Consider the following 26,393-nt stretch of genomic DNA (forward strand, 5'->3'; position numbering starts at 1 on the left):
GGCACATGGGCCGGACAGGACACCTCGATGCACGACTCGTACGACGGGACATTCCCCGGCCCCGCCACGGCACCGGCCTACCCGGACGGAGGCCCGACGGCGACGAGGCCGGGGCCGGGTTCGGGTGCGGGTTCTGGGCCGGTGTCTGAGCCGGGCTGGGGTTCGGGACCGGGCGGGACTTCGGCCGACGCGTCGGACTCGGGGTCTGGCTCGGGGTCGAACTCTGCTTCGGACGCTGCTCCGGACTCCGCCAAGCGTTCCGGCCCCGTCCGGGACCGTTACTTCGACCTGCTCCGCGCGCTCGCCCTCTTCCGCGTGGTCCTCTATCACCTCACGGGCTGGGCCTGGCTGCCGCTGGTGTTCCCGTCCATGGGCGTGATGTTCGCGCTGGCCGGCAACCTGATGGCCCGCTCGCTGAAGCGCCCGGCCCCGCAGGTCATCCGCAGCCGCATCCGCCGCCTCATCCCCCCGATCTGGCTGCTGGGCGCGATCGGCGTCACCGGCATGGTCCTCCAGGGCTGGGGCCCGGACGAGGACGGCCACCCGGGCTGGTGGCTCCTCCACCTCACCTTCTGGATCCTCCCGATCAGCGATCCGCCGTACGCCGAGGGGCTGCCCGGAATCCACGGCTTCATCGGCGACAACTGGGCCTCGGACCTGGCGGGCCCGCTCTGGTACGTCCGCGCGTACCTCTGGTACGTACTGCTGTCGCCGTTCCTGCTCCGCGCCCTGCGCGCGCTGCCGGTGGCGACGATCGCGGCGCCGATCGCGCTGTCGGCGGCGTTCCAGCTCGAGTACCTGTCGCTGCCCGGTGAGCGGATTCCGTCCGCGCTGACGGACTTCAGCACGTTCGGTGCGTGCTGGATCCTGGGCATGGCGCACCAGGAGGGAATCCTGCAGCGCCTCCCGCGCTATGTGGTCCCCTCCGTCGCCCCGGCCATCGCTCTGCTGGGCCTCTGGTACGCCACGAACAACAACTTCACCGAGGGACACGACCTGGACAGCATCCCGCTGGCCCAGGCCCTCTGGTCGTGCGGCACTGTGATGCTGCTGCTGCACTTCAGCCCGTCCTGGTCGGAATGGCCGCGCAGGCTGCGCCGCTGGGACAAACCGATCACCCTGCTCAACTCCCGTGCCGTGACGATCTACCTCTGGCACAACACGTGCATCCTCATCGCCGCGACGCAGTGGGACCGCCTGTGGAACTTCGACGTGCTGTGGCAGAACGTGCCCTGGCTCCTGGAAAGCCCCTGGCCCGTCCTCGCCCTCACGTGGGTCCTCATCGGAGCCTGCGTCCTCTCCTTCGGCTGGGCGGAGGACCTGGCAGCCAAACGCCGCCCACAGCTGTGGCCGACGGGTTCGAAGAAGCCGGGCCCGAGCTCGCGGGGACACCGGGCCAAGGTGCGGTAGGCGTAGGCGACACGGGACTCCGATGTCGAGGTGACGCTTCCGGTTTGTTTGCGCGGGCCAAGTCGAGGACTTGGCCCGCGACTTGGAGTAGTCGCCTCGCTGCTCTTTAGGCCATCTCCTGTACCGAAATGCGAGCTTTGACGCCCAGTTCGTGACGCGGTTGATGCAATTCGCTCTGGTGTCGTCTCTTACCCCCTCGGTAGCGTGGCTGGGCTCATGTCCCCCTCGCCCCACCGGGAGCCGTCCGTGAACCGCCGCCCCACCCTGCTCGCAGCGATCGCGCTGACCGCCGCCGCGGCCCTGTCGCTGTCCGCCTGCGGTAGCGACGACAGTTCCAAGGACAAGGACAACGACAAGATCGCGGGCGCCGACACAGGCACCGAGAAGTCGGCTTCGCCAAGCGCTTCCGCTGCAGCGGCTGCTGGCCGGCCGAAGATCGAGCTGCCTTCGGATCTCCACTACACCTTTGAGTGGGACAAAACGGGTGACGCGGACAAGGACGCTGTCCTGTCCGACGGTGAGCAATTCATCAAGGCAACGGACCAGGCCATCGCCAACCAGGATCCGCTGGACCCCGCGTATCGCTTCTACTCCGAGGGGGAGTTGGCGGCGACCACTCAGGAGTACGTGCAGCGATTCGTGGATCACAAGGCTCGCACTACCGGGACCTACCGCTTCTATGACGAGTCGGTGACGGTCCGCGGCGATGGAACAGCGACGCTCACGTACTGCGAAGACCAGGGCAAGGCCTACAACAAGTACGTCAAGACTGGGAAAGTCGATAAGACCCCGGTGACCAAGAACAGTTACGTGCTCTACAACACGGCCTTGAAGAAGAACAAGGCCGGCGTATGGGTGACCCAGGACATGCTTTCAGAGAGGGCGAGTGGCAAATGCCAGCCGTGAAGAGGCGGGGAGTCGTTGTCGGCTCAGCTGTCGTCCTGATGCTCTTGGCCAACTCGGGCCTCGCATCAGCTGACGACGACTTCGGAAGTGGCAGTCAGAAGCCGAGTCCCCCACCGGTCTCCGGAAACGCCGATGACGACGGCACGCTTTCGTCAACGGCAGGTGCCGTTGTCTTCGACCGCTCGAAGAACGGCTCCGGGCAGTCGGCCGGTCCGGTCACCTCCACGGCGTCCAACTGGACTCCGCCCGCCTGCTATTACGCCCCCAAGTACTCCCCGGACCAGCTGAAGAATTACCTGGAGCCGATCTGGGAGGCGGGCTCGACCGGATACGAGTGGGACGCGGAGCAGCGTAAGAAGTTCGTCGGTGGTGACCCGTACAAGGACTTCAACAAGGACAAGGCCGGCGAGGGCTATTTCTGGGCCTCCTACGTCACGGAGGGCAGGGAGGGCGATCCCGGTGCGCTCGACTGCACCAGGGACTACTTCTGGGTGGACACGGGCGACCCGCCGCCGCCCGAGATCCCGCAGGCGATCACTCCCGAAATGCTGGCCCAGCTCGCGTACGCAGAGATCCGCGTGCCCTCGACCAAGGTTGAACTCGCCCCGGAGGGCACCACAAAGGTGAACCTGCCGACGTGGGCGTGGCTGGACGCTGCGGACTTCAAGCCGGTCTCGGTGACGGCGTCCGTCCCGCTGCTGGGCGTCCAGGCGACGACCACGGCCGAGCCGATCTCCCTGAAGATCGAACCGGGCACGGCCGACGCGACGACCTACCCGGCTTCCGGCGTGTGTGAACTCAACGGCGACCAGATCGGCGAGGCCTTCGCGAAGGGCAAGGCGGACGAGACCCCACCGTGCGGTGTGAAGTACCTCCGTTCCTCGGGCGACGACTCCTACAAGCTCCAGGCCACGGTCACCTGGAAAATCCACTGGACCGGCACCGGTGTGAACGGTGACCAGCCTCTGCCCGACGGCGAGTTCGGTGCCGACCAGGACGTGATCGTCCAGGAGATCCAGGCCGTCAACCGCTGACCGAGTTGCCTGCTTAAGCCGACTGGCCAACCGCTTTCCCGACGAGCGGTTGGCCGAGCGCCGTGAAGAACGGATAGCGTGATTCCGCTCTCAGTACGGCGGGCGAAACGGGGAGAGGTAACGGTCGTGGCGGAGCGGTTAGCGGTCGACGGGGATGAGCTCGGGCGCTTCATGAAGATGCTGAACAAGTCGACGGACTCGCTCAAGGGCGTCCGCAGGGCGTTGTCCGAAGCGAACATCACGGGCCTCGGCACCGACGACCTGGACTCCGCGTGCGAGGACTTCCAGGAGGACTGGAAGTACGGCTCGGAGGAGATCGGCAAGCAGACCGAGGACCTGGCCGAGATCATCGGCAAGAGCCGGGACAGCTACCGCGAGGTCGACAAGGCGCTGGAGGAAGCGCTGAAGAAGGCCGGGGACGGTAGCGGAGGCGGCAAGAAGTGACTCAAACGCCCGGTATCGAGCCGTCGCCCTTTTCCCAGTCCGAGGCCGCGAGGAACGGTCCTCTTCCACAGGGACTGAAATCCTCCCCGAGGATCGCGAACCCCGATTACCCCAACCTGGGCTTCAACCCCGTGCCGGGCAGCACCGAGACCGTGAGCGGCCTGCACAAGAAGCTCGCCGGCTGCGCGAAGGTCCTCGAAGACACGCGTGACCTGGTCACCAAGTTGATGGACGGCAGCTACTGGAAGGGTGACGCGGCCGTCGCCTTCCGGGAGCAGCTCGACGAGGGCCCGCTGCCGCTGAACCTGAAGAACGCCGCGCGTTCCCTTCGTAAGGCGGCCAAGCAACTGAGCCTCTGGGAGGGCGAACTCGACGACTTCCAGCGGCGAGCGAAACGCCTCGACGAGGAGGCGAAGGATGCGCGCGCTGCGGTCGACACGGCCAAGGGCAAGGCGACAACAGCGGGCGACGATCCGGCCCTGGACAAGAAGAAGAGCGCCGGACACGACGACGCTCAGAAGGCCCTGAACAGCGCGAACACAGCCGTCGATGAGGCAGAGGCCGACCTCGAGAAGATCCTGGGCAGAGCTCGGAAACTCGCCGAGGAGCATGAGAGTCAAGCTCAGTACCGAGCAGGCAAGATCCGTGACGCGACGAAGAAGCTGGCGCCACACGAGCCGGGGTGGTTCGACTCGGCGATGGACTGGCTCTGGGAGAACCTGCCGGACATCCTCAGTTTTGTGGCGGGGGTCGTCGGGCTGGTGGCGATCATCTTCGCCGGTCCGCTCGGGATCGCGATGGTGGCGGCGTTGATGCTGACAGCGTCGGCGATGAGTGCTACGGCCCTGTCGCTACGGCTCTCTGACGCCGAGACGTGGGAGTCCCTGAAAGACGGCTTCACCAAGGGGGAACTGGATGCCGACTTCTGGAGCAACGCCGTTTCGGTAGGAGCTGATCTTGCTGGGGCCCTGCCGGGAATTGGAGCAGTGGTCAAGGGCGGTGTTGAGGCCACCCACGCAATTCGAGCGGGAAGCCAATCACTTGGCTTCTGGCAGAGAGCCGCCACCTACGGTACGAAGACCCTGGATGAGGCGGGCGCCATCACGAGCCTTGACAACCCCTTGATCGCACGAGCGGTGCGGGGTCTCAGCAACCCTGAAGCGGCAGCCAAGGCAGTGTCGGCGACGTCGGGCGGGGTTGGTGCGGGCACCGGCGGCTTCGGCCTGTACAACAAGGTGGTGGACGCGGACGACGATGGCATCAAGAGCGGCGCCACTGCCGGAATCGACGGTACCCGCCTTGTCGTCGACAACGGCGGAATTCTCAACCTGGTCCGCCATGTCTTCTGACGCCTCGTGCACGGAGAGGAAAAGTCTGTGAATCCCGCCGACCACCGCACTGCCTGGGACCATCCGCCAACTCGCCGGGCCTGGACAGAACACATGACTATGACCGTCATCGCTCTCGTCGGCTGGGTTACTGCCTGGTGGACCCTGCTCTATGTTCTGATCGTATTCCTGTCCCCTGGGTTCGCCGTCCTTTTCGTGCTGCCTCTCCTCTACTCTCTACATCGAGCCGTCACCCAACTGCGCTATTTCCGCCCAGCACTCTTCATGCGGCGCATTCTACGGGCTTACCCCTGGCAGATCCTGCGAGATGTCCCGCACGGACTGACCAAGCGTCCCGAAGTCGTCGGCAAGCACTACGGATGGTTCGAGTTTCCCAACCCCGCTCGCTCCGACCAGCAACTGCCGCTCGTTTTCCCGCAGCACCTTCGTGTGGAGTGGTGGGCGCGTCGCATGGCTCCTCGCGCCAGGCCTCAGCTGAAGGATCAGATCGAGATCGTCTGGTTCGCAGGCGATCCGCGTTTCGTCGGACTCATTGCTGCCCCCACAAGCAGGGGAACGGCCCCCCGACGCCTGCACGTCATTGAGCAACGGACGGATGCGCAGACTGGTCAGCGTTTCGCGGACTGGGGTGCCACCCCCGAGGACATCGAACGTGGCCGACGGGCTGGCGTCCATCCCGTCCATCTCTGATTCGTATTGGGAAGCGTGCTCGTGAGTGCCCCCACCGTTATCCTCACCGACTCCGTCAACGACCCCGAAGCGGAGCTCTGGTTCGCCGAACCCGCAGGTTTCACATCCCTTCCCCTCGACGGCCTGCTGCCCGAGCCAGGGTCCCCGGCTGCTGACACCCTCCGTACTGCCGTTGCCCCGTTCCTCGACGCGGCGCCCAACGAGATGGTCCGCCAGCAATTCATCTCCCACTTCGCCTCAGGGCAGCAGTTGCTTTGGGCGTTGAGAGAGGTAGGCACCGTCCACTGCTCGATCGGCCTGCACCGCGACGACGTGGACGAGGCGGGCATGAATAGTGGCCAGCCGTTGCTCTCACTCTTCACTCTCTCCTGGCGGGACACGGCAGTGGCTCCTCGTGGCGTGACGGCCGCCCGAGCGCTAGCCGTCAACGAGGGCCGCACGCACATCGAGTATCTCGAACTACCCTGCGGTCCAGCCACGTTCAGCGAGTCAGTGTGCACACCATCAGCCGACAGTGGTCTCCCGCAGTTGTCTCTCTTGCAAGTCCACGCCCACTTGCCACACCCGGACTGCAAGCGCCTGGTCGTCCTCACACTCAGCACAACGGCTGTGGCTCGCCGCGAGCAGTACCGAGCGGTCCTCCAGCAGATCGCCGAAACGGTCAGTTTTGACGATCCGCTGGTACCCGGCACGAGCGAAGCGCGTTGACCGTGGAAACCGTGGGAGAAGGCTCTGCCGGCGGCGAGGACGGCACGAAGCGACGGCGTGGCCTGTCTTGTCTCATCATGGTGGGCCTCATCCTCGGGCTCTTCGTCGTCCCTGGTGTTGGAAAGGGGCAGTGGGGCCCGGAGGTCTGGCGCTGGGCTGGGACCTCCTGGCCCGGTGGGGCTTACGGGTTCGCGGTCGCAGTTGGTCTCGCCGTTCCCCTTCTGGCCGTGGTCTTCCTCCTCTGTGTGTCCAAGGCCGTGGAGCTGTGGGAGCCCGGACTCCGGCGCTTCACCTGGGGTGTGGGTGCCGTCGTCTGCATCGTCGTGCTTGAAGTTCTCTTCGGCGCCATCCTTGAAACGTGGCCCTTCGGCGGAGGCCGACGCGGCAGTCCCGGCGGTACAGACACCTCCAGGCGATACCCGGCCCTCTGGGTGACCGGCCTCGCCGCCACCCTTGTCGGAGTTCCTTTGGCCAAGCTGTTCATCCGCGTGTACGACAGGCTCTTCCCGCCTCATGCGCGCAGCGAGCCGTCGCGGCCCTGATTCCTGAGGCAGCCTTCGCGCACGCATCGGCGGCGCGTGCTTGGGTGTCCCAAGGTGTCCAACCGTTCAGGTGGTGCGTGGGGACGAATGCGCCTTCAGTGTTCGTATCAGCTCATGTAGGCGAGGGCGGGTGGTGACGAGGATGACGTCGGGTTCGTCGCTCTCGCGGAGGTGGACCGTTCCCGTAGAGGTGGTCGCCACGTAGACACAGTTGGCAGCTTCGGCGCTGTACGACGACTTCTGCCAGGTGAGTTCGGGCATGGAGGCTCCTCAGAGGTCTTGTGCGAGGCGCTGGATGAGGTCTCGGGACTTCCGCTCAGGCAGGGCTCGCGATTCCATGCGGTCCAGCACCGAGCGGTAGCGCTCCAACTGTGCCTCTGCGTCCAGGAATTCGCAGCCATGGTCGGTGTCCAGGACGATGGTGTCGAGCCCTGGAACAGAACCGACAGCGCAGGTGATGGGCTGGCCGGATGCCGGGAACCCCGCCTTCCCGAACGGGATCACCAGGATGGTGATCGTGGGCTGCTCGCTCATCTCCAGTAGATAGCCGAGTTGCGCTCGGCCGATCTCAGGTCCGCCGAAACCCATGCGCAGCGCCGCCTCGTGCACGATGGCCGTGTATGGGGTTGCGATTCGCTCGAAGAGAACGGCTTGGCGCTTCACGCGGTGCGAGACGCGGTGCTCGATCTCGTAGGACCGTAGCGATGGAACCGCTTCGCGCATCACCGCGCGGGCATGCTCCGCGGTCTGCAGCAGGCCGGGCATGTGGATCGTGACGGCCACCCGGAGTGCGGTGGCGTGGTACTCCAGCTCGGCTAGGTCCAGCAAGTTGGAGGGGAGCACGTCGCGGTACTCCTCCCACCAGCCACGGGTCCGTCGGCCGGTCATGGTGGCGATGGCGTCGACCAGCCGCTCGTCCGCGCAATCGTACGAGCGCGCCAGGGCGCGGACGCGGTCGGCGCTGAGGGAGCTGCGGCCGGTCTCGATCATGCTGACGCGTCCCTGGTTGACGCCCAGCAGCGTGGCGGCGCCGGTGACTGTCAGCCCAGCCCGCTCACGGAGTTTGCGGAGTTCGGCGCCCATTCGCCGCTGGCGCAGAGTCGGGGCGTTGGTGGGCGGCAAGACGCCTCCTTCCGGCCGCGTCGCGGCGCTCGGGTACCCCACACGAGGTAATCGCTGATGGATATCGAAGGTTTGGGAGATGCATCTCCTGGATGGCGCTAGCTTAAGACCGTACCGCCAACTGCCCGCGCCCCCAAGCCGGAAGCGCACCCGCCCAGGCACTGCCACCGCAAGGCGCGGACGTTGAGCGAGCCCAAGTTCTCTCTCCCATTCCTCTCCCTCTCCCCTTCCTCCCGGAGGCGTTCATGGTCACCGTAGCCCCGCCCGATACCTGGGCGTACGCCCTTCGCCTGCCCCATGACCCCCGTGCTGCACGCGTCGCACGTATGACCGTGCGGGCCGTGCTGAACGGGCATGGAATGGCCGAAGTCCTCGATGTGGTCGAGCTGTTGACGTCCGAGTTGGTCACCAATGCGTACCGGCACACGAAGGGGCCCGCCTCCCTGCGGCTGCGCGCGCCGGGTGAAGGCCGCCTGAGGGTCTTCGTGTGGGACACCAGCCCGTACATCCCCCCACCCTTCGATCGATCCTCGGACACCCACGCCCCGCCCCCGGCCTCGGCGGACGCCGAAGCCGGCCGCGGCCTCCTCCTCGTCCAGCAGTGCGCGGACCTCTGGGGCTGCTGGCCGCTCGGTGACGGCCGTCTGGATCGGGGCGCGGGGAAGCTGATGTGGTTCGAGGTGGGCGGGGCGGGAGCCCGGGGGAAGCGGGCGGCCGCATGATGCCCGACCGCCAGCCTGCCCAGGGCATCGAGCCCAAGACCGCGCCGCGCTCGCCGCAGTACACAACACGGGCAGCAGGGAAGACCCCGCATTCCGGTCCGGCATGGACGAACTGACCGCAGTCGAAGCGGAGGCGCAGGGCGGTGTCCGCGTGACCTGGCAATGGGAAGTACGACCCGGACGAACTGCACGTGGCAGGCGGCGCCCCTCCCGCCTTCCTTGCGGAGGTCGAGAAGCGGGTCGACGAGCTGGTCCGCGCCGCCGCAGCCTTCTGCGTCGACGGCACCACCCGCCAGGGCGAAGGGCCGAATGGAGGCTTCGCCCACGTGCCTGGCGGCTTCTTCAACTACTTGATCGTCCCCCGGCATGAACGGCTCTACATCATGCAGGTGACCTTCCTGTGACTGGCTTACCCCTGCCCCCTTTCCCCTGCATCCGTTGTCATCGCAGGGGAGGGGCTCAGTGAGCGCAGCCGGGTAGTTCGGCGGATGGAATGACGCTGCCGGCGAATCCGGTCAGCGCCCGTCAAGTGCCGTGCGAGTCCGAGTGACACGCCGCCTGCACAGCGTGTCACTGGGACTGAGCGCCCAATTGGCTCTCGTTCAGCGATTCGCCAACAACATCCGTACGCCGCCGCAGGCCCCTGGTCGCCCGTGAGCCCTACCCCCAGCCCCGGCTCGTACCCCCCACCCCGGCCGCCCGGCTCGTGCCCTGTTCATCGGGCCCCCGCCGCCAGCCCGTGGGGCGGCACGCCAGTCGGCTCCTGCGTCGATCCGGGCGCGGCCCCGCACCGCGGCAGCCGCACGAGTACAGGCCTGAGCACCCGCAGGAGTCTTCGCAGTCGCAGCCCTGGCACCCCCCTCACCAGTAGAAACCCCCCACCCCCCGAAAAAACCCTCACCGTGCCCCCCGCCCCGGGGTGAGAGCAAAGTTCCCGGGTGGTCACCCGTTGGCACAGGCCGGAAACGAGTCGTCCCTACCTTCGGGTGGACCAGCCGGAGAAATTGTGGAGGCGTGAGATGACAGCCCCGAGCAGCAGCATCGCACCGCGCAAGGGGGGCCGCTGGATCGAGCAGTGGGACCCGGAGGACGAGACGTTCTGGAAGGAGACGGGGGAGAAGGTCGCCCGGCGCAACCTGTTCTTCTCCGTTCTTTCCGAGCACATCGGGTTCTCGATCTGGACCCTGTGGTCCGTGATGGTGCTCTTCATGGGGCCCGAGTACGGGCTCACCCCGGCCGACAAGTTCTTCATCATCTCCATGGCCACGCTGGTCGGCGCCATCGTGCGCGTGCCGTACACCTTCGCGGTCGCGCGCTTCGGTGGCCGGAACTGGACCATCGTCGCGGCGAGCATGCTGCTCATCCCCACGATCGCGGCGTTCATCGTGATGGAGCCGGGGACGTCCTTCGGGACCTTCCTCGTGTGCGCCATGCTCGCCGGCGTCGGAGGCGGCAACTTCGCCTCCTCCATGACCAACATCAACTCGTTCTTCCCGTTGCGGAAGAAGGGGTGGGCTCTTGGGCTCAACGCCGGCGGCGGCAACATCGGGGTGCCGGTCGTACAGCTCGTCGCGCTCGCCGTCATCGGGGCCAGCGGCGGTCCGCGGGTGCTGCTCGGGATCTACATTCCGCTGATCGTCGTCGCCGCCGTGCTCGGGGCCCTCTACATGGACAACATCACGTCCGTGAAGAACGACACCGGTGCCGCCAAGGAGGCGGTGAAGGACCCGCACACCTGGATCATGTCCTTCCTCTACATCGGGACGTTCGGGTCGTTCATCGGATACAGCTTCGCCTTCGGGCTCGTGCTCCAGACGCAGTTCGGGCGTACGCCGCTGGAGTCGGCCTACGTCACCTTCATCGGGCCGCTGCTCGGCTCGCTGATCCGGCCCGTGGGCGGCTGGCTCGCCGACAAGTACGGCGGCGCGAAGATCACCCTGTGGAACTTCGTCGGCATGGGCGCCGCGACCGCCGTCATCGTGGCCGCCTCCATGGAGGAGTCACTGGCCCTGTTCACCACGGCGTTCATCGTGCTGTTCGTGCTGAGCGGGCTCGGCAACGGCTCCACGTACAAGATGATCCCCGGCATCTTCCAGGCCAAGGCCGCCGCCCTGGGGCTCACCGGTGAGGAGGCCGCGTCCTACGGGCGGCGGCTGTCCGGTGCCTCGATGGGGCTCATCGGGGCCGTGGGCGCGGTCGGCGGTCTCGGCATCAACCTCGCCTTCCGGCAGTCGTTCCTGAGCGTGGGCTCGGGCACCGGGGCCTTCGTCGCCTTCCTCGCCTTCTACGCGGTCTGCTTCGGGGTCACCTGGGCCGTATACCTTCGCCGCCCGGCGGCCGCCGAGTCCCCGGCGGTGACCGCTTCCGAGGCGAAGCCGCAGCTCAGCTACGCGGAAGTGTGACGTAACACGGATGACATCAAGCGGAACCGAGCCTGTCACGCATGATTGACAGGCTCGGTCATCCGCCATGATGCGGGCAAATAGGGCGTTCAGTGAACGCCCCGGAGCAGGACGCACCGGCCCTGGGACCGGGCGCCCCACCACGGAGGCTCCACGCGGTACGCCCCAACCCAGCGGGTGACGCAGGACGAACACCACTCGAGCGGGACGAGAGCCATGTACGAAGAGCAGCGACCGGAGCAACGCCCTGAGCCACGACCCGAGCAGCGAGCAGAGCAGCGATCCGAGCAGCGGGCCGAACAGCGGGCCGAACAGCGCGCCGACCGGCCCGATCACGGTCCCCTCGCCGGGTTCACCGTCGGTGTGACCGCCGCCCGCCGTGCCGACGAACTCGGAGCCCTGCTCCAGCGGCGCGGCGCCGCCGTCATGCACGCGCCCGCCCTGCGCATCGTGCCCCTCTCCGACGACAGCGAGCTGCTCGCGGCGACCAAGCAACTGCTCCACGAGGCCCCGGACATCGTGGTCGCGACCACCGCGATCGGGTTCCGCGGGTGGGTCGAGGCCGCCGACGGGTGGGGGCTGGGCGAGGACCTGCTCGACACACTCCGCGGAGTCGAGCTGCTCGCCCGCGGACCCAAGGTCAAAGGTGCGATACGGGCCCAGGGGCTGACCGAGGAATGGTCCCCGTCCTCCGAATCCATGGCCGAGGTGCTCGACCGGCTGCTGGAGGAGGGAGTCGAAGGGCGCCGGATCGCCGTCCAGTTGCACGGTGAGCCGCTGCCCGGGTTCGTCGAGTCGCTGCGGGCCGCGGGCGGGGACGTCGTCGGCGTGCCCGTGTACCGGTGGATGCCGCCGGAGGACATCGCCCCCGTCGACCGGCTGCTGGACGCCACGGTCACCCGCGGTGTGGACGCGCTGACCTTCACCAGCGCCCCGGCCGCCGCCTCGCTGCTGGGCCGCGCCGAGGACCGCGGACTGCTGCCCGAACTGCTCGCCGCCCTCAGCCACGACGTGCTGCCCGCCTGCGTCGGCCCGGTCACCGCGCTGCCGCTGCAGGCCAGGGGCATCGACACGGTCCAGCCGGAACGCTTCCGGCTCGGCCCTCTCGTACAGGTGCTGTGTCAGGAACTTCCGTCCCGGGCGCGAACGTTGCCGATCGCCGGTCACCGGGTGGAGATCCGGGGGCACGCCGTGCTGGTGGACGACACACTGCGGCCCGTGCCGCCCGCCGGAATGTCCCTGCTGCGCGCGCTGTCCCGGCGGCCCGGCTGGGTGGTGGCCCGCGCCGAACTGCTGCGGGCCCTGCCCGGCGCCGGCAAGGACGAGCACGCCGTGGAGACCGCGATGGCCCGGCTGCGTACGGCACTGGGGGCGCCCAAGCTCATCCAGACCGTCGTCAAGCGCGGCTACCGGCTGGCGCTCGACCCGGTGGCCGACTCCAAGTACGGCGACGACTGACGACCGCTCCGGCCGTGCCGCCCGTACAGCACCAGAGCCTGCGCCAGCAGGCCGAACGCCACGACGTGCAGTACGGCGCGTACGACGTTCCAGGCCACCCACGGGTCCTCGAACCTCTCGCGCACGGCGGCCGGATCGGCCGTCGTGGCCGGATTCCCGGCGTCCATGATCTCGTTGTTCAGCGGGATGTTGAAGACGACGGTGACCAGGAACGCGAGCGCGTACACGACGAGTGCCGCGAAGACCCACACCCGGACCCGTGGCGAGCCGCGCAACTGCCAGGCCGAGAAGGCCGTGAGCAGCAGGGCGCCGTTGAAGCTCAGCAGGAACACCGGGTTCTGGATGACGTCGTTGATGTTCTGGATGACCTCGATGTAGACGCGGTCGTCGCTGCGGGCCAGCGCCGGCATCACGTTGTTCGCGTACGCGTAGAAGAGCCCGGCGACCAGACCCGTGACGACCGTGGCCGCGACCAGTACACCCCCGGCGGTCGAACGCCGCCCCTTGTTGCTCTCTGTGGTGGTTGCCATGTCTTTCAGTCAACCGGCGGGTCCCGGCGGACGACATGCTTCGGACGCGCGCCCGCATAAGCGGACGTCCAGCGGGGAGAGCCGGGCGGCGCGAGGGAGGGTACGGCCCGGCGCGGGGCTTCCCGCCGCGCGCGGGGGAAGGCACTGTAGGGAGTACGGGCCCTGCACGGCCCCCTCCCGTACCCCCACTCACGACCACTCACCGACCCCGCATGGCGGCAACCCCAAGGCGGTGACAGGCACATGGCACTGGGCACGGCCACAGCCACGGCCTCGTACGAGCTGCGGTTCGACTCCGGACGGATCTGTCTCGATCTCCTGGCGACCACGCACCCCGAGGAACGGCTCGACTCGGCGGAGCCGTTGCGGGCCTGGATCACCGGATCCGGACTCGTCCCGGCGGGCACACCGCTCGCGTCCGTCGACTCCTCCTGGCTCGTCGGATTTCGCGAACTACGCAGCCATATAGGCCAGTTGGTGCGTTCTGAGCCCTCCAGGGACTCCCGGCCCTTCGTCATCGCGCTGGCCCGCGTGAACGAACTCGCCCGCACCGCACCGCCCGTGCCGAACGCGGTGTGGGACGCCGGAGGCTCGCTCGTACGCGCCCTGGACGGCCCGCCGGCCCCCGCCGCGCTGCTCGCCGCCGTCGCCCGTGACACAGTGGAGCTGCTGACGGATCCGGCCGCCCGCGCGAGCATTCGGCAGTGTGAGGGAGACAACTGCCCCATCGTGTACCTGGATACGTCCAGAGGGCGTCGTCGCAGGTGGTGCTCCAGTGAGGTGTGCGGGAACCGCGAACGCGTTGCCAGGCACCGGCGCAGAGCAGCCCTCGCGCGGGCTTAGAGTTCCTCCGTGAAGGAGAGCCCCCAACTTCCCCACACTCTCCTCACAAAGAATGCCCGTCACTTTGAACACAGCCGCGCCTGCGCCCGTATCCCGGGATGAGCGACCGACTGGGGGATCCCCCGGACACCGGAGGTAGGCGTGCGCAAGGATTCCGCCGTGGCCGATGAACGATTGCCGAGGGCCCGACATCGTATGTCCCAGCCCTCGGAGCCGGACGAGGAGCTGATGCGTGCGCTCTACCGTGAACACGCCGGGCCTCTGCTCGCCTATGTGCTGCGGCTGGTCGCCGGGGACCGGCAGCGCGCGGAGGACGTCGTACAGGAGACGCTCATCCGTGCGTGGAAGAACGCCGGGCAGCTCAACCGAGCTACCGGTTCGGTACGCCCCTGGCTGGTGACGGTCGCTCGGCGCATCGTCATCGACGGGCACCGCAGCCGGCAGGCCCGGCCGCAGGAGGTGGACCCGTCGCCGCTGGAGGTCATTCCCGCGGAGGACGAGATCGACAAGGCGTTGTGGCTGATGACACTCTCTGACGCGCTCGACGACCTGACCCCCGCCCACCGGGAGGTACTGGTCGAGACGTACTTCAAGGGGCGTACCGTAAACGAGGCCGCCGAAACCCTGGGGATACCCAGCGGCACGGTGCGCTCACGGGTGTTCTATGCCCTGCGTTCGATGAAGCTCGCACTGGAGGAGCGGGGGGTGACGGCATGAGCACATACGGGGGATACGGAACGGGTAGTCCTGGACCCATGCAAAGTTCGCAAGGGCAGGGCGATGTGCACGAGACGGTTGGTGCCTATGCGCTCGGCATCCTCGACGACGCCGAAGCCACCGCCTTCGAGGCGCACCTCGCGACCTGCGAGTGGTGCGGCCAGCAACTCGACGAACTCGCCGGCATGGAGCCGATGCTCGCCGCCCTGGCGGATCTGCCGGCGGCCCAGGGCACACCTGCCATCGGTGAGTCGCTTTCCGCCCGCCCGAGCCCACAGCTCGCGGACCGGCTGGTCGGCGAAGTCGTGGAGCGTCGGGTCAAGGCGAAGAGGAGCCGTCGCGCCTTCTTCGGGCTCGCGGCCTCACTGATCATCGGCGGCCCCATCGTCGCGATCGCGGCCACCGGCGGCGACACGGCCCAGGAGGCCAAGCCCCTGCAGTCCGCCAGTCCCGCCAAGGACGCCTTCACGCACATGACCGACAAGGTCGAGGCCACGGACCCGACCACCAAGGTCAGCGCCGTGGTGGGCATGGAGGGCAAGGCCTGGGGCACCCATTCGGTCCTGGAGCTGAAGAACGTCAAGGGGCCGGAGAAGTGCTCCCTCATCGCCGTCGGCAAGAACGGTGAGCGGGAGACGGCCACCACCTGGGCGGTCCCGAAGTGGGGCTACGGCATCAAGAACGCCACGACGGAGCAGGCCAAGAACCCGCTCTACGTACACGGTGGCGTCGCCATGAACCCCGAGGACATCGACCACTTCGAGGTCATGACCTTCGCCGGCAAGAAGCTGGTCGAGGTCGACGTGTAGGCGATCAAGAGCGGAAACGTAGCCTCACGGGCTCCCCTTCGCGTACGGTTGACGGCTGCCATGCACGTCAGAAGGGGGCCCGGTGGCCGCTCAGGTTCAGCAGGAAACGGCGTTCGATCCGGTGGGCGACTCCGTGCGCGACCGCGAGATCGGCGTCGAACAGGAACACCTGGACCGGGTGTACCAGCGCCTCGAGGAAAAGATCCACGAGGCGGAGTTCCTGATGAACGACGCCGCCCAGCGCGGCCAGGTCGGTACACCCGGAGCACTCGCGGAGCGTGACGCGCAGGTGTTCCGGGCGGGGATCCACCTCAACCGCCTGAACAACGAGTTCGAGGACTTCCTCTTCGGAAGGATCGACCTCCTCGCCGGCAAGGACGGCAAGAAGGGCCCGGACGGCGCGTACACGGCGGTGGAACCCGCCGAGGGCGCCGTACGGCCCGACAACACCGCGGAGATCGCGGAGACCCTCCACATCGGCCGTATCGGCGTCCTGGACTCGGACTACGCGCCGCTGGTCATCGACTGGCGGGCCCCGGCGGCCGCGCCGTTCTACCGCTCCACACCGGTCGATCCCGGCCGGGTGGTACGCCGCAGGGTCATCCGCTCCAAGGGCCGCAGGGTCCTCGGGGTCGAGGACGACCTGATGCGCCCGGAGCTGAAAGCTTCCCTCTCCGGCCGCGAACTGCCGGTGATCGGTGACGGCGCGCTGATGGCCGCGCTCGGCCAGGCCCGCAGCCACACCATGCGGGACATCGTCGCCTCCATCCAGGCCGAGCAGGACCTGGTCATCCGGGCACCCGCCGCCTCCGTCACGTACGTGGAGGGCGGGCCGGGCACCGGCAAGACGGCGGTCGCCCTGCACCGGGCCGCCTACCTGCTCTACCAGGACCGCAGGCGGTACGCGGGCGGCATCCTGATCGTCTCGCCCACGCCCCTGCTGGTCGCGTACACCGAGGGCGTCCTGCCGTCGCTCGGCGAGGAGGGCCAGGTCGCCATCCGCGCGGTCGGCTCCCTGGTCGACGGCGCCGAGGCCACGCTGTACGACTCCCCGGCGGTGGCCCGCGCCAAGGGCTCGTACAGGATGCTCAAGGTGCTGCGGAAGGCGGCGCGAGGGGCACTGGAGGCGCCGGGCGGACCCGGCCAGGGGCCCGCGCGCGGCAGGCGGAACGGGCAGGCCAGCCGCAACGGCCACAACGGTCAGGCCGGTCAGCTCGCGTTCGGCGACCCGGAGGACGGCTTCGCCGACGCCGACGACTCCGACGACGAATCGCAGGCTCCCTCCGCCGTATCCACCACCCGTCTCCGCGTCGTCGCCTTCGGGCGCCGGCTGGAGCTGGAGGCGCCCGAGCTGGACCGGATCCGCCAGAACGCGCTCTCGGGGACCGCCCCCGTGAACCTGCTGCGCCCGCGCGCCCGCAAGCTGCTGCTCGACGCCCTCTGGTCGCGGTCCGGCGCCGGGACCCGGCACACGGACCCCGAGCTGGCGGCCGAGCTGCGCTCCTCGTTCGACGAGGACGTCAGCTCCGAGGACAGCTTCATCGCGTTCGTCGACGCCTGGTGGCCCGAGCTGGCACCGAGTGCCGTTCTGGAGGCGATGGCCGACGAGAAACGGCTCGGCCGCTGGGCACGGCGGATCCTCAACCCCGGTGAGGTACGGCGGGTCGCCCGCTCCCTCAAGCGGGACGGCCTCTCCGTGCACGACGTGGCCATGCTCGACGAGCTCCAGGCGATCCTCGGCACGCCGGCCCGCCCCCGCAAGAAGCGGGACCTCGACCCGCTCGACCAGCTGACGGGCCTGGAGGAGCTCATGCCCGTACGCGAGGAGTCGCAGCGCGAGCGGGCCGAGCGGCTGGCCCAGGAGCGTACGGAGTACGCGCACGTCATCGTCGACGAGGCGCAGGACCTCACGCCCATGCAGTGGCGCATGATCGGCCGCCGGGGCCGGCACGCCACGTGGACGGTGGTCGGCGACCCCGCCCAGTCCTCGTGGTCGGACCCGGACGAGGCCGCCGAGGCCCGTGACGAGGCCCTCGGCACCCGCCCGCGCCGCCGCTTCACGCTCACCGTGAACTACCGGAACCCGGCCGAGATCGCCGAGCTCGCCGCCAAGGTCCTGGCCCTGGCCATGCCCGGCTCGACCTCCCCGTCCGCGGTGCGCTCCACGGGCGTACGGCCGCGGTACGCGGTCGTACGGGACTCCCTGGCCAAGACCGTGCGGGAGGAGGCGGCGCGGCTGCTCGACCAGGTCGACGGCACGGTCGGTGTCGTCGTCGCCATGAACCGCCGCGCCGAGGCCGCGCGCTGGCTCGCGGGGCTCGGCGACCGCGTGGTGGCGCTCGGCAGCCTGGAGGCGAAGGGCCTGGAGTACGACGCCACGGTGGTCGTCTCCCCGGCGGAGATCGCCGACGAGTCGCCGGCCGGGCTGCGTGTGCTGTACGTGGCGCTGACACGGGCCACCCAGCAGCTCACCGTCGTCTCGGCCGACCGCGACGAACCGGACGCGAACGGGGTGCCGGACCTGCTGCGGGACTGACCGGGCCCCGGCTCGCGGCCCGGTTCCGGCCCGCCCAGCGGGCCGGACCGGACCTCGCCGGAAGAACCTTCTCCGTGAACCTCCGGTACGGGAATTGCCTTACGGGGATCGTTTGTTACGGTTGGTGTGGCACCGGCCCGATCCAAGCCCCCGGGCCCAACCTTCGTCGCTACGAGCGACCACTTGCCGCGAGGCGAGCATGGCGGGTCGGTGTCATTGAACGAGTTCCGCTCGACATGTCGTGAGCGGAAGAGAGGTCCCTGTCACCCAGTGACAGGGGCCTCTCTTTGATTGAGAACAAAACGTTCGCAATCCGGGGCGGCTACCACGTACTCCGCGGTAGGTGCGACGATCGGACGGCAAACCCGCGAACCAGTAGCGCTCGCAGTACCCGGTGAAAGCAGAGGAAGTCGGCCATGGCAACGGCGCCCAGCGTCTCCTACTCGATTACGGTCCGGTTGGAGGTGCCCGCGAGCGGAACCGCGGTCTCCCAGATCACCACGGCCGTGGAGTCCCACGGAGGCTCGGTGACCGGCCTCGACGTGACGGCCTCCGGCCACGAGAAGCTCCGGATCGACGTCACCATCGCGGCGTCGTCCACGGCGCACGCGGACGAGATCGTCGAGCAGCTGCGCGGCATCGAGGACGTCACGCTCGGCAAGGTGTCCGACCGTACGTTCCTGATGCACCTCGGCGGCAAGATCGAGATGCAGTCCAAGCACCCGATCCGCAACCGTGACGACCTCTCGATGATCTACACCCCGGGCGTGGCCCGCGTGTGCATGGCGATCGCCGAGAACCCCGAGGACGCCCGCCGTCTGACCATCAAGCGCAACACCGTCGCGGTCGTGACGGACGGCTCGGCGGTGCTGGGCCTGGGCAACATCGGCCCGATGGCCGCCATGCCGGTCATGGAGGGCAAGGCGGCCCTCTTCAAGCGCTTCGCCGACATCGACGCCTGGCCGCTGTGCCTGGACACCCAGGACACCGACGAGATCGTCGCGATCGTCAAGGCGATCGCCCCGGGCTTCGCGGGCATCAACCTCGAGGACATCTCGGCCCCGCGCTGCTTCGAGATCGAGGCCCGCCTCCGTGAGGCCCTCGACATCCCCGTTTTCCACGACGACCAGCACGGCACGGCGATCGTCGTGCTCGCGGCCCTCACGAACGCGCTGCGCGTGGCGGGCAAGGCGATCGGTGACATCCGGGTCGTCATGTCCGGCGCGGGCGCGGCCGGTACGGCCATCCTGAAGCTGCTGCTCGCCGCCGGCGTCAAGCACGCCGTCGTCGCCGACATCCACGGTGTCGTGCACGCGGGCCGTGAGGACCTGGTGAAGGCCGCCGCCGACTCGCCGCTGCGGTGGATCGCCGACAACACCAACCCCGAAGGGGTCACGGGGACGCTCAAGGAGGCCGTGCGCGGCTCGGACGTCTTCATCGGTGTCTCGGCCCCGAACGTGCTGGACGGCGACGACGTGGCCGCCATGGCCGAGGGCGCCATCGTGTTCGCGCTCGCGAACCCCGACCCCGAGGTCGACCCGGCGATCGCCCGCCAGACCGCGGCCGTCGTGGCCACCGGCCGCTCCGACTTCCCGAACCAGATCAACAACGTGCTGGTCTTCCCGGGTGTCTTCCGCGGTCTGCTGGACGCCCAGTCCCGCACGGTCAACACGGAGATGATGCTTGCGGCCGCAACCGCCCTGGCGGACGTGGTGACCGAGGACGAGCTCAACCCGAACTACATCATCCCCAGCGTCTTCAACGACAAGGTCGCGGGCGCGGTCGCCGGCGCGGTCCGCACCGCGGCGAAGGCGGCGGGCGCGACGGCCTGAGCGGTCGTACCGCCCCTTCTGGGGCCGGGGGTGGCAGGTTCGTGGTGACGGGTGCGGGTCCGCTGTAGCCGGCCGCGCAGTTCCCCGCGCGCCTGGGTATCTCGGCCCCGAGGTCTCTCGAAACCCCGGGCATTTCAGCCCCTCCGGCGATTGAGGCGCGGGGGTTCGGGGGCGGAGCCCCTGAAATGCACGGGACTGGGTAGGGGAGGCGGGGGCGGGGAAATTCCCCGCCAGGTGGCGACTGTGACGGTTGCCACCCGGCCCCCGTACCGGCGCGTCGCCGGACGTGGGGCGACAGGCCGCCTCTAGGGTGGCGGCCATGGCTCAGTCCCTGACGGCCCACCAGGCCTTTCAGGCCCTGCGGTCCGCTGCCGGGAACCGACGGAGCGTCACCAATTCGAGGCCGTGGCGCTTTTCGTGTGACTCCCAGGGGTGCCGGATTGGCTTTCCCGCCGCAGGTGGGGGCAGGATGCGTCTTCGGGCGCGAGGGTCCGGCCACGGACCCGGGTCCGGGGACCGACGAGGAACCTGGCAGCATCGGCTTCGACGTGCCCAATATGCGGCTCCGCCGCGTGGCACGCCTCAACGGCAAGAAGAACACGGGAGTAACAACATGAACCGCAGTGAGCTGGTGGCCGCGCTGGCCGACCGTGCCGAGGTGACCCGCAAGGACGCCGACGCCGTTCTGGCCGCCTTTGCCGAGACCGTCGGTGAGATCGTCGCCAAGGGCGACGAGAAGGTCACCATCCCCGGCTTCCTGACCTTCGAGCGCACCCACCGTGCCGCTCGCACCGCGCGGAACCCGCAGACCGGCGACCCGATCCAGATCCCCGCCGGCTACAGCGTCAAGGTCTCCGCGGGCAGCAAGCTCAAGGAAGCCGCCAAGGGCAAGTGACCTTGCCGTCTACACCTCGCGGGACGGTGTTCGGCAGGTAGTGGCAGCTAGGTAGGCAGTAGTAGGAAGTGCGATGGGGCGGCACCCGGGATCCGGGTGCCGCCCCATCGCTGTCGCGCTCACCAATGGCCTCGAACGCCGGCCGGGCTGGACAGTGCCCGGCCGGGCCGAGTGGCGCCGGCCGGGCGGAGTCCCGCTAGCCGAGCGCCTTGCCCGGCAGCTCGACCTTCGCGCCCAGTTCCACGAGCTTCTCCATGAAGTTCTCGTAGCCGCGGTTGATCAGGTCGATGCCGTGGACGCGGGACGTGCCCTGGGCCGCCAGCGCGGCGATGAGGTACGAGAAGCCGCCGCGGAGGTCCGGGATGACCAGGTCGGCGCCCTGGAGCTTCGTGGGGCCCGACACGACCGCCGAGTGGAGGAAGTTGCGCTGGCCGAAGCGGCAGTGCGAGCCGCCGAGGCACTCGCGGTAGAGCTGGATGTGCGCGCCCATCTGGTTGAGCGCGGAGGTGAAGCCGAGGCGGGACTCGTACACCGTCTCGTGGACGATGGAGAGGCCGGTCGCCTGCGTGAGGGCGACGACGAGCGGCTGCTGCCAGTCCGTCTGGAAGCCCGGGTGGACGTCCGTCTCCAGTGCGATGGACTTCAGCTGGCCGCCCGGGTGCCAGAAGCGGATGCCCTCGTCGTCGATCTCGAAGGCACCGCCCACCTTCCGGTAGGTGTTCAGGAACGTCATCATCGAGCGCTGCTGGGCGCCGCGGACGTAGATGTTGCCTTCGGTCGCCAGGGCCGCGGAAGCCCACGAGGCGGCCTCCAGGCGGTCCGGCAGGGCCGCATGGGTGTAGCCGCCGAGCTTGTCGACACCGGTGACACGGATGGTGCGGTCGGTGTCCATCGCGATGATCGCGCCCATTTTCTGCAGAACGCAGATCAGGTCCTCGATCTCCGGCTCCACGGCCGCGTTCGACAGCTCCGTCACGCCCTCCGCGAGGACGGCCGTCAGCAGCACCTGCTCGGTCGCGCCCACCGACGGGTACGGCAGCGTGATCTTCGTGCCGCGCAGCCGCTGCGGAGCCTCCAGATACTGGCCGTCCGCGCGCTTCTCGATCGTCGCGCCGAACTGGCGCAGCACCTCGAAGTGGAAGTCGATCGGCCGGCCGCCGATGTCGCAGCCGCCCAGCCCCGGGATGAACGCGTGCCCGAGGCGGTGCAGGAGCGGACCGCAGAGGAGGATCGGGATACGCGACGAGCCCGCGTGCGCGTCGATGTCCGCGACGTTCGCGCTCTCCACGTGCGACGGGTCCATGACGAGCTCGCCCGGCTCCTCGCCCGGACGGACCGTCACACCGTGCAGCTGCAGCAGCCCGCGTACGACCCGTACGTCACGGATGTCGGGGACGTTGCGCAGTCGACTCGGAGCACTACCGAGCAGCGCGGCGACCATGGCCTTCGGTACGAGGTTCTTCGCACCGCGGACACGGATCTCGCCCTCCAGCGGGGTTCCGCCGTGGACAAGGAGTACGTCGTCTGAGCCGTTGACGGTCATGTATCTCGCGTTCCGGTTGGTTGGGCAGGGGCGAAGAAGCAAGCGTAATGGCCGCCTACCCCCCTTCAGTAAGCCCAAGGGCGCCCCAGGGACGTCATAGCTTTGCCACAACACGAACCGCTCCTAAACGGACACACGGGGTCACCGGCGGGGGCGTGCGCTCCACCTGCATCTGTACGCCCTGAGCTGCATTCACCCGGGTACGGGTATTGCCTCCCCCCGCACGGGGAAGATGCGGGATCATGTCTCGCATGACCGAGGTGTCCTCGCTCACAGGGCGGCTGCTCGTGGCCACGCCCGCCCTGGCGGACCCGAACTTCGACCGTGCGGTGGTGCTGCTCCTCGACCACGACGAGGAGGGCTCCTTGGGTGTCGTCCTCAACCGCCCCACACCGGTGGATGTGAGCGACATCCTCTCGGGCTGGGCGGATCTCGCGGGCGAGCCAGGCGTGGTCTTCCAGGGCGGCCCGGTCTCGCTCGACTCCGCGCTCGGGGTGGCGGTGATCCCGGGGGGCGCGTCGGGGGAGCGCGCTCCGCTGGGCTGGCGCCGGGTGCACGGGGCGATCGGGCTCGTGGATCTGGAGGCCCCGCCGGAGCTGCTGGCCTCGGCCCTCGGCTCGCTCCGGATCTTCGCCGGATACGCGGGCTGGGGCCCCGGACAGCTGGAGGACGAGCTCGGCGAGGGCGCCTGGTACGTGGTGGAGTCGGAGCCAGGAGACGTCTCCTCGCCCTCTCCGGAACGGCTGTGGCGCGAGGTGCTGCGCCGCCAGCGCAACGAGCTGGCGATGGTGGCCACCTACCCGGACGACCCTTCGCTCAACTGATGCCTCCCGGCTTCAGTACTCTTGCGTCTATGAGCACTCTTGAGCCTGAGACCCAGCCCCAGCGAGGCACTGGGACGGGGACCCTCGTAGAGCCGACGCCGCAGACGTCGCACGGCGACGGGGACCACGAGCGCTTCGCCCACTACGTCCAGAAGGACAAGATCATGGCGAGCGCGCTGGACGGCACGCCCGTCGTGGCGCTCTGCGGCAAGGTGTGGGTGCCGGGCCGCGACCCGAAGAAGTACCCCGTGTGCCCCATGTGCAAGGAGATCTACGAGTCCATGGGCGCCGGCGGCGACGAGGGCAAGGGCGGCGGCGACAAGAAGTGACGCCCCCGGCGCGCCTCCGGTGACCTCCCGCCCGGTGCGGGGTGCCGCCGGGCGCAGTGGCGCCGGGCGAAGCGCCGCGCGGTGCCTTGTCGTGGTCCAACTTCCCGGTGGGCGGACGGCGTTGCCGTGAGTGTGGGCCCCGGATGCGTTCTTTGGGCGCTTCCGGGGCCTTTGCACTGCCCGTGTACGAGCCACTCGTTGCACGGAGTGCTTCGAGTGGTCACAGAGTGGTTGAGACCTCTTGTGGCCGTGTTCATGTACTCCATAGCCTCCGACGTGTTGTGCAGCGCAAAACCACCATTGCACGTGCTGCAACGCGCTCCCCCGGAGGACGCCTCGTGAAGCTCTCGAAACTCATCGCCCGAACGGCCGCCCCGATAGCGGCGCTCGTCGTCGCCGGGCTCACGGCCACCGCCTGCGCCCCCGAGTCCTCCGACAACTCCGGGGGCAAGGACGAGAAGAGCGGCACCCTGCGGGTGTGGCTCTTCCAGGAGGTCGACACCGCACCGAAGGAGAAGGTCGTCGACGGTGTCGTCGCCGCCTTCGAGAAGGCCCACAAGGGCACGAAGGTCGACGTCCAGTACATCCCCGTCGAGACCCGCGCCGAGAAGATCAAGGCCGCTTTCAACGACCCCAAGAGCGCGCCGGACATCATCGAGTACGGGAACACGGACACGGCCGGTTACGTCAAGGACGGCGGACTCGCCGACGTCACCAAGGAGTTCACGGACTGGAACGAGTCCAAGGACACCGACCCGACCGCCAAGCAGTCCGTCACGGTCGACGGCAAGATCTACGGCGCCCCCTACTTCGTCGGCGTCCGCGCCCTCTACTACCGCACGGACGTGTTCGAGGAGCTGGGCCTCGAAGTACCCAAGACCCAGGCCGAGTTGATCAGCACCGCCAAGGCGATCCGACAGGCGAAGCCGGACCTGTACGGGCTCGCGGTCGGCGGCGCCTACACGTACGGCGCGATGCCGTTCATCTGGTCCAACGGCGGCGAGATCGCCGAGGGCAAGGGCGGCTCGTACGCCTCGACGATCGACGGCGCGGACGCCCAGAAGGGCATCAAGGCGTACACCTCGCTGTTCGGTGACGACAACTGTCCGGCCGCCAAGTGCGCGGGCATGGGCGGCAACGACACCGTCACCGCGTTCGCCTCGGGCAAGGCGGGCATGGCGATCGGCGGCGACTTCAGCCACGCGGCGATCGAGGCCGGGAAGGTCAAGGGCAAGTACGCGGTCGTGCCGCTGCCCGGCGTGAAGTCCGGTGAGATCGCTCCCGCGTTCGCGGGCGGCAACAACCTCGGTGTGCTGAACAGCACCTCGCACCGCACGCTCGCCGTCGACCTGATGGAGCAGCTCGCCTCGAAGAAGTCGCAGGACAAGCTCTTCGACGCGATGGGCTTCCTGCCGACGTTCACGGACGTGCGCCAGGACGTCGCCAAGCGCGAGCCGTTCGTCGCGCCCTTCGTGAAGACCCTCGGCGCGGGCGCCAAGTTCGTCCCGGCCTCGCCGGCCTGGTCCCAGATCGACGCGTCCCTCGTACTGCCCACGATGTTCCAGGAGGTCGTCAGCGGGCGTAAGAGCGTGGACGCGGCCTCGAAGGACGCGGCGAAGAAGATGAACGCCGCGTTCAGCTCCGCGGGGTGAGCCGGATGACGAACCGTCCGCTGCCGGGCCCGTCCGCCCAATCGCCCTCGCGCGAGGACGGGCCGGACGGGGCGGAGCCCGGGGCCGCGGCCTTGCCCGCGGCCCGTCGGGGCGCGGGGTCAGGTCCGGCGAAGGGTGCCTCGCCCGCACCCGTGACCGCGGCGGCCCGCCCGGGCCGCCGCGGCGGCGGGGGCCGCAGGTCCCCGCTCGCGCGCGGCGGATGGACTCCCTGGCTCTACCTCGCCCCCGCGCTCGTCGTCATCGGCGGGCTGCTCGTCTACCCCGTCTACCAGCTCGGGCTGATCTCGTTCCTGGAGTACACACAGGCACAGGTCAGCGGCGGGGAGCCGGCGACCTTCCAGGGGTTCGGGAACTACACGACGCTCTTCGGGGACCCGCAGTTCTGGCAGGTCCTGCTGGCCACCGTGCTGTTCGCCGGCGCGTGTGTGGTGTCGACGCTCGCGGTGGGCTGCGCGCTCGCCGTCCTCCTGACACGTGTCCGTGCCGTGCCGCGGCTCGCGCTGATGCTGGCCGCGCTCGGCGCGTGGGCGACACCCGCGGTGACCGGGTCGACGGTGTGGCTGCTCCTCTTCGACCCCGACTTCGGTCCGGTCAACCGGATCCTCGGGCTCGGCGACCACTCCTGGACGTACGGCCGCTACAGCGCCTTCGCCCTCGTCCTGCTCGAAGTGGTCTGGTGCTCCTTCCCGTTCGTGATGGTCACGGTGTACGCGGGCATCCGCGCCGTACCGGCCGAAGTGCTGGAGGCCGCGTCCCTGGACGGCGCCTCCCAGTGGCGGATCTGGCGCTCGGTGCTCGCCCCGATGCTCCGGCCGATCCTCGTGGTCGTCACCATCCAGTCGGTCATCTGGGACTTCAAGGTCTTCACGCAGATCTACGTCATGACGGGCGGCGGCGGCATCGCAGGCCAGAACCTCGTACTGAACGTGTACGCCTACCAGAAGGCCTTCGCGTCCTCCCAGTACAGCCTCGGCTCGGCGATCGGAGTGGTGATGCTGCTGATTCTGCTCGCCGTCACGCTCGTATATCTGAGGCTGATCAGAAGGCAGGGGGAGGAGCTGTGAGTTCCGCAAGT

26 protein-coding genes are annotated in these 26,393 nt (G+C 68.7%); 22 read left to right on the forward strand and 4 right to left on the reverse strand.

Translation table 11 applies throughout. From position 1 onward, the window contains the following. Nucleotides 1–141 precede the first annotated feature (141 nt). The 8 genes from JEQ17_RS28740 to JEQ17_RS28775 all read left to right on the forward strand — a co-directional run bounded on the left by JEQ17_RS28740 (nucleotide 142) and on the right by JEQ17_RS28775 (nucleotide 7,083). The gene (locus JEQ17_RS28740; RefSeq protein ID WP_200397863.1) at nucleotides 142–1,410 is read left to right on the forward strand and encodes an acyltransferase family protein; all 1,269 of its coding nucleotides are present in this window, start codon (nucleotides 142–144) and stop codon (nucleotides 1,408–1,410) included. Nucleotides 1,411–1,656: 246 nt separating this feature from the next. Then, the gene (locus tag JEQ17_RS28745) at nucleotides 1,657–2,316 is read left to right on the forward strand and encodes a hypothetical protein (protein ID WP_200397864.1); all 660 of its coding nucleotides are present in this window, start codon (nucleotides 1,657–1,659) and stop codon (nucleotides 2,314–2,316) included. Next, a complete protein-coding gene (locus JEQ17_RS28750) occupies nucleotides 2,304–3,350 on the forward strand; it encodes a hypothetical protein (protein WP_200397865.1) in 1,047 nt (348 codons plus the stop codon). The genes JEQ17_RS28745 and JEQ17_RS28750 overlap by 13 nt, the downstream gene beginning before the upstream one ends. A 126-nt stretch (nucleotides 3,351–3,476) precedes the next feature. Further along, nucleotides 3,477–3,794: a hypothetical protein gene (locus JEQ17_RS28755; RefSeq protein ID WP_200397866.1), complete on the forward strand. Its 318-nt coding sequence runs from the start codon at nucleotides 3,477–3,479 to the stop codon at nucleotides 3,792–3,794. Next, the gene (locus tag JEQ17_RS28760) at nucleotides 3,791–5,143 is read left to right on the forward strand and encodes a hypothetical protein (RefSeq protein ID WP_200397867.1); all 1,353 of its coding nucleotides are present in this window, start codon (nucleotides 3,791–3,793) and stop codon (nucleotides 5,141–5,143) included. The genes JEQ17_RS28755 and JEQ17_RS28760 overlap by 4 nt, the downstream gene beginning before the upstream one ends. A gap of 93 nt (nucleotides 5,144–5,236) precedes the next feature. Further along, on the forward strand, nucleotides 5,237–5,833 hold the full coding sequence (locus JEQ17_RS28765) for a hypothetical protein (protein WP_200397868.1): 597 nt from the start codon (nucleotides 5,237–5,239) through the stop codon (nucleotides 5,831–5,833). A 21-nt stretch (nucleotides 5,834–5,854) separates the two neighbouring features. After that, nucleotides 5,855–6,541, forward strand: a complete 687-nt coding sequence (locus JEQ17_RS28770; protein WP_234048401.1) for a hypothetical protein — start codon at nucleotides 5,855–5,857, stop codon at nucleotides 6,539–6,541. Between the two features lie 77 nt (nucleotides 6,542–6,618). Further along, nucleotides 6,619–7,083 (forward strand): hypothetical protein, encoded by a 465-nt coding sequence (locus JEQ17_RS28775; protein WP_200397870.1) that lies wholly within the window; start codon nucleotides 6,619–6,621, stop codon nucleotides 7,081–7,083. A gap of 66 nt (nucleotides 7,084–7,149) precedes the next feature. Here JEQ17_RS28775 and JEQ17_RS28780 read toward each other — a convergent pair whose 3' ends face one another. Further along, on the reverse strand, nucleotides 7,150–7,344 hold the full coding sequence (locus JEQ17_RS28780) for a DUF397 domain-containing protein (RefSeq protein WP_200397871.1): 195 nt from the start codon (nucleotides 7,342–7,344) through the stop codon (nucleotides 7,150–7,152). A gap of 9 nt (nucleotides 7,345–7,353) precedes the next feature. Further along, entirely contained in the window at nucleotides 7,354–8,205 is an 852-nt protein-coding gene (locus JEQ17_RS28785) for a helix-turn-helix domain-containing protein (protein WP_200397872.1), read from the reverse strand. A 341-nt stretch (nucleotides 8,206–8,546) separates the two neighbouring features. On the opposite strand from JEQ17_RS28785, the gene JEQ17_RS28790 reads away from it, so the two are divergent. From JEQ17_RS28790 to JEQ17_RS28805, 4 genes are all read left to right on the forward strand, one after another. Continuing rightward, nucleotides 8,547–8,927 carry an ATP-binding protein gene (locus JEQ17_RS28790; protein WP_407700089.1) on the forward strand — a complete coding sequence of 127 codons (381 nt, stop codon included), beginning with the start codon at nucleotides 8,547–8,549 and terminating at the stop codon, nucleotides 8,925–8,927. 191 nt (nucleotides 8,928–9,118) lie between these two features. Next, nucleotides 9,119–9,331 (forward strand): hypothetical protein, encoded by a 213-nt coding sequence (locus JEQ17_RS28795; protein WP_234048402.1) that lies wholly within the window; start codon nucleotides 9,119–9,121, stop codon nucleotides 9,329–9,331. A gap of 615 nt (nucleotides 9,332–9,946) precedes the next feature. Beyond that, nucleotides 9,947–11,329 carry a nitrate/nitrite transporter gene (locus JEQ17_RS28800; RefSeq protein ID WP_200397874.1) on the forward strand — a complete coding sequence of 461 codons (1,383 nt, stop codon included), beginning with the start codon at nucleotides 9,947–9,949 and terminating at the stop codon, nucleotides 11,327–11,329. A gap of 216 nt (nucleotides 11,330–11,545) precedes the next feature. Further along, nucleotides 11,546–12,787, forward strand: coding sequence for a uroporphyrinogen-III synthase (locus JEQ17_RS28805; RefSeq protein ID WP_200397875.1), 1,242 nt, complete (start codon nucleotides 11,546–11,548; stop codon nucleotides 12,785–12,787). On the opposite strand, the gene JEQ17_RS28810 is transcribed toward JEQ17_RS28805, so the two are convergent. Continuing rightward, nucleotides 12,736–13,317 (reverse strand): anthrone oxygenase family protein, encoded by a 582-nt coding sequence (locus JEQ17_RS28810; protein WP_200397876.1) that lies wholly within the window; start codon nucleotides 13,315–13,317, stop codon nucleotides 12,736–12,738. The two genes, JEQ17_RS28805 and JEQ17_RS28810, sit on opposite strands and share 52 nt — an antisense overlap. A 243-nt stretch (nucleotides 13,318–13,560) precedes the next feature. Between JEQ17_RS28810 and JEQ17_RS28815 the strand changes: the two genes are divergently transcribed. From JEQ17_RS28815 to JEQ17_RS28840, 6 genes are all read left to right on the forward strand, one after another. Beyond that, nucleotides 13,561–14,160 (forward strand): CGNR zinc finger domain-containing protein, encoded by a 600-nt coding sequence (locus tag JEQ17_RS28815; protein ID WP_200397877.1) that lies wholly within the window; start codon nucleotides 13,561–13,563, stop codon nucleotides 14,158–14,160. A 195-nt stretch (nucleotides 14,161–14,355) separates the two neighbouring features. Continuing rightward, nucleotides 14,356–14,877 carry a sigma-70 family RNA polymerase sigma factor gene (locus JEQ17_RS28820; protein WP_010039908.1) on the forward strand — a complete coding sequence of 174 codons (522 nt, stop codon included), beginning with the start codon at nucleotides 14,356–14,358 and terminating at the stop codon, nucleotides 14,875–14,877. 38 nt (nucleotides 14,878–14,915) lie between these two features. After that, on the forward strand, nucleotides 14,916–15,686 hold the full coding sequence (locus JEQ17_RS28825; protein WP_200397878.1) for a zf-HC2 domain-containing protein: 771 nt from the start codon (nucleotides 14,916–14,918) through the stop codon (nucleotides 15,684–15,686). An 82-nt stretch (nucleotides 15,687–15,768) separates the two neighbouring features. Next, entirely contained in the window at nucleotides 15,769–18,222 is a 2,454-nt protein-coding gene (locus tag JEQ17_RS28830) for a HelD family protein (protein ID WP_200397879.1), read from the forward strand. Between the two features lie 416 nt (nucleotides 18,223–18,638). Then, a complete protein-coding gene (locus JEQ17_RS28835; RefSeq protein WP_200397880.1) occupies nucleotides 18,639–20,054 on the forward strand; it encodes an NAD-dependent malic enzyme in 1,416 nt (471 codons plus the stop codon). 613 nt (nucleotides 20,055–20,667) lie between these two features. Continuing rightward, entirely contained in the window at nucleotides 20,668–20,949 is a 282-nt protein-coding gene (locus JEQ17_RS28840) for an HU family DNA-binding protein (RefSeq protein ID WP_007382399.1), read from the forward strand. 196 nt (nucleotides 20,950–21,145) lie between these two features. On the opposite strand, the gene murA is transcribed toward JEQ17_RS28840, so the two are convergent. After that, nucleotides 21,146–22,492: a UDP-N-acetylglucosamine 1-carboxyvinyltransferase gene (murA, locus tag JEQ17_RS28845; protein ID WP_055614624.1), complete on the reverse strand. Its 1,347-nt coding sequence runs from the start codon at nucleotides 22,490–22,492 to the stop codon at nucleotides 21,146–21,148. 251 nt (nucleotides 22,493–22,743) lie between these two features. On the opposite strand from murA, the gene JEQ17_RS28850 reads away from it, so the two are divergent. From JEQ17_RS28850 to JEQ17_RS28865, 4 genes are all read left to right on the forward strand, one after another. Further along, on the forward strand, nucleotides 22,744–23,316 hold the full coding sequence (locus JEQ17_RS28850) for a YqgE/AlgH family protein (protein ID WP_055614623.1): 573 nt from the start codon (nucleotides 22,744–22,746) through the stop codon (nucleotides 23,314–23,316). Nucleotides 23,317–23,345: 29 nt separating this feature from the next. Beyond that, nucleotides 23,346–23,645 carry a DUF3039 domain-containing protein gene (locus JEQ17_RS28855; RefSeq protein WP_143632673.1) on the forward strand — a complete coding sequence of 100 codons (300 nt, stop codon included), beginning with the start codon at nucleotides 23,346–23,348 and terminating at the stop codon, nucleotides 23,643–23,645. Nucleotides 23,646–23,983: 338 nt separating this feature from the next. Beyond that, nucleotides 23,984–25,297 (forward strand): extracellular solute-binding protein, encoded by a 1,314-nt coding sequence (locus tag JEQ17_RS28860; protein ID WP_200397881.1) that lies wholly within the window; start codon nucleotides 23,984–23,986, stop codon nucleotides 25,295–25,297. Then, on the forward strand, nucleotides 25,294–26,382 hold the full coding sequence (locus JEQ17_RS28865; RefSeq protein WP_407700090.1) for a carbohydrate ABC transporter permease: 1,089 nt from the start codon (nucleotides 25,294–25,296) through the stop codon (nucleotides 26,380–26,382). The genes JEQ17_RS28860 and JEQ17_RS28865 overlap by 4 nt, the downstream gene beginning before the upstream one ends. The last annotated feature ends 11 nt before the right edge of the window (nucleotides 26,383–26,393 follow it).

This window comes from Streptomyces liliifuscus, assembly GCF_016598615.1.
Lineage (GTDB): Bacteria > Actinomycetota > Actinomycetes > Streptomycetales > Streptomycetaceae > Streptomyces > Streptomyces liliifuscus.